General features: G+C 62.6%; 2 protein-coding genes and 1 pseudogene. 2 read left to right on the forward strand and 1 reads right to left on the reverse strand.

Annotation, left to right across the window (positions count from 1 at the left end; all coding sequences use genetic code 11):
- Positions 1-69 precede the first annotated feature (69 nt).
- Positions 70-555 (reverse strand): hypothetical protein, encoded by a 486-nt coding sequence (locus ACYQ8K_RS29895; protein ID WP_459974960.1) that lies wholly within the window; start codon positions 553-555, stop codon positions 70-72.
- A 412-nt stretch (positions 556-967) separates the two neighbouring features.
- Here ACYQ8K_RS29895 and ACYQ8K_RS29900 point away from each other — a divergent pair, with 412 nt between their 5' ends.
- Positions 968-1,720 carry a chymotrypsin family serine protease gene (locus ACYQ8K_RS29900; protein ID WP_459974961.1) on the forward strand — a complete coding sequence of 251 codons (753 nt, stop codon included), beginning with the start codon at positions 968-970 and terminating at the stop codon, positions 1,718-1,720.
- A 17-nt stretch (positions 1,721-1,737) separates the two neighbouring features.
- Positions 1,738-3,239 (forward strand): annotated as a pseudogene (locus ACYQ8K_RS29905) (hypothetical protein); the annotation flags it as partial.

A 3,239-nucleotide genomic window follows, 5' to 3' on the forward strand; every position in this document is an offset into this window, starting at 1 on the left:
GTCGTTGATTCTTCCTTGCCCGCAGACCGGGCAACAGAGCCCCACAACGACTGGACCACTACAACGGGCTCACCCCACACCGACCACGCCCAGGATCTGGGCAGGTGTGCCGCAAACCGCCTCATCGGTGACGCTAGGCAGACGGTTACGCGGTGTTGCCGCAGGCGGGGGAGATCCAGACGCCGGAGGTTGGGTTTCACCGGCGGTCGTAGGACTCGGAATCGACTGGGTTTCAGGGCCGGCCTTGTTGGCCTTGCTATGACTGCCGGCGAAGTCGATGACTCGCTGTATCTGATCAGCCGTGTAGCCATTGTGCGCCTGGGTCAAAACGAAGTCGCTGTAAGCAATGCACGCCGCTTGGTGCAGCGAAGGTTCGCTTGTTTCACCGATACCGTTGGCCAGCGCGCCGAACGTACTACCCAATGCCCACGGCCAAAACCACACTCCGGCCGCGGCAGCTATTGCAGCGACCGCGGCTATCACGGCTGACGTGGCGGTGATGTAAGCGGGGAGCCTGGATCTGCCACTTGCGGTGATATCGCGTTCAGAAGTCATGAATAGCAGTCTATGAGCAGCGCCTGACACCCGGCGCCTCACACAGTTTGCCGCTTAGGCTTATATCTGCGGCGGGCTGTGCCCGACCTCCCTTCAAATCGGGGCGCAGCCCGTCGCCCCATGGGCCGGCGGCAGCTTGAAGGTACAGTTTCGATGCAGGGACGACGTCGATAGCCGCTTCAAGAACGGTCTGTCAGGTGTGCGAATCCCTTAGCCTTGAAGCATGCGACTTGGTCGGCTTCGCCCAGCGCTCTTCTCTGGTCTAGCGATGCTTGCTGCGGCTGGTGTGGTCAGTGCGTGTACTGCGGCTCCGCGGCCACCTCAAGCTGCGCCTCCCTCATCGCCGTCGACGCCTGTCCCGGCTGTTGCCTATCAAGGCCCGCCTGTTACGACCAGCGGTTTCACGGCCAGCATGTCCCTGCAGGGCGGTGTGCCGGTCTATGTCGGCGCAGGCCCGAACCCGGTGCGCTGCACCGCAGGATTCCCACTCGTCGCCATGGGAGGAATCCGCTACTACCTAATCGCGGGGCATTGCGCGCAAGGCATCAAAGATGCGCCGGTCTTCGTCGATACTTTGAAACTGGTGGACGGAAAGCTGCCCATGCAGAAGTTTCGAGTCCAGATCGGCACAATCACCCAAAATCAATACCCGACGGCATACCGCTTTGATGCGGCAGACCCGAATCCGTTCCCTGACATTGCCGTATTTACCAATGGCACAAAGACCTGGCCCGCGCCCGCCACCCCCTCCGTCGGTGGGGATGCAGTGATCAGAGCTGCGGAATATCCGCCAGACCGTCTAGCCAACCGTCAAAATCAAGGCGAATCGGTGTGTTGGTCGGCGGCGAACGGAATCGGTTACGACACCGCGTGCGGACAGATTCAGTGGGTTAAAGACAACTACGTCGCCATCAAGTCGGACAAGCCCGATTGGGCAGCGCAGGTTGGCGACGGGTTCCCTGGTACGCCGGTGTGGGCAACAGATTCCGCCAGCGGGATTACCGGGACGGTCGGCATCTTGTCCTACAAGCTCGCCGACGGCACCTACGTGGCCGACGTGACGGCAGACTTCATTCGTGGACGTTTCGTCGAGGATTCAGCGCTCGGTGCGAAGATGCCTGATGGCTATGTGCCGAATCCGCCCTTATTCAGCGCCCCGAAATAGGTTTGAGGAGTAGGTAAATGGCGGTTGATCAGCCACCCGACCCGTTCGATTTGATTCAAAACTATTGGCCCCCCGAGGATGAGGCAAAGTTCGCGACGTCAGCGGCGTCGCTGACCGCCAAGGCGGCCGATCACAGTGCCACCGCCGATGATTACCGGAGCACGATCGCCGCGCTGGCGGAGGAGAGCTTCAAAGGGCTCACCGCGGACAAGACCCGTGAGAAGTTCACCTACCTGGCGTCGCGTCACGAGGAAGAAAACAAGTTCTGCCAAGACGCGGCAGGGATCATCGGCGAACTAGGGACGCAGGTGTTAGCAGCCAAAAATGAGATCAGCTCGCGGTGTATCTCTGCCAACGCGGATCTGATGCAGCTCGAGACCGAAAAAACCATGACCACCGACGCCAAGCAGAGAGACCAGTTCCAGAAGCAGGAAGACAAAAAGAAGGACGAAGCTCGCCGAGACATCAAAGCAACGCATGACCGCCTTGAACAAGCGCTCGTTGGTGGTGAAACCAAATTACAGACGATGACCGATCAAATCTCGGTCAACGCCGGCGGAGGGGGCACACCAGGCACTCCTTCTACTGCGAGCCCAGTCGCGAATCCAGGCGTGTCCGCGCCGGTGGGCGATGATCCGGTGCCGTCGCGGGGGAGCAGCGCCGGCGGCGTCTCAGCGATGAGTGCCCCGATAAATCCCGCATCGTTGATGGGCGGGGGTATGCCGCAAATGCCGCAGATGCCGTCCGCATCTCCGATGTCCGGTGGCGGTATGCCCTCGCAGCTGCCGGGCCAGGAACTGGCGTCCAAAGCCATGGACATGGCCCATGACATGGGCGGTAAAGACAACACCTTCCTGTCGGATTCGTCTGTCAAAGACCTCCTGGAGGCGTCCAAACACGGCGACGGATCTGGCGCAGGAAACGGATCAGGGTCAGGCTCCGGTTCGGGTTCCCACGATGGGACTCCTGGTGGGGTGCAACCTGTTTCGGTGACCAACCCGACTGTGGCCGCCGGCCCGTCTCCCGCCACGCCGGTGACTAGCAGCCCCCGCCCGGCGGGTGGGCCTTCGGTGGCTGTCACCGAACTCTCCAGTTCGGCTAGCATCGATGGCGCTGTGAGCGGATTGACCTCCGCTGCAGCAGGTATGGGTGGATTGACGGTCGGGCCGGCCGTCGACGCCGCGGTGGCATCGGCGCACGAAGCGGCGGCCGGCGGATTAGCCAACCCCAACAGCCTCACGGGGTCCGGTGGCGGTGTCCCGCTGGCCGCGGCGGGCACCGCCGGGATTTCGTCCACGATCGGGCCCACGCAACTAGGAGTAACCGGTCAGCAACCCGCCGGCCCGCAGCAGCCTGTCGCCTCACCGCCTCACCAGCCAATTCCGGTGACCCCGGTCCAGCCACCGGCCCCACCGCCCCCGCCGCCGGTCGCACCACCACCAGTGACACCAGGGATCGCCCCCAAGCCCTCCGGTATCACGCCACCATCCCCAGCGCTGCTGGACCTCATCGCCAAACC

It is taken from the genome of Mycobacterium sp. MUNTM1, from assembly GCF_054660795.1.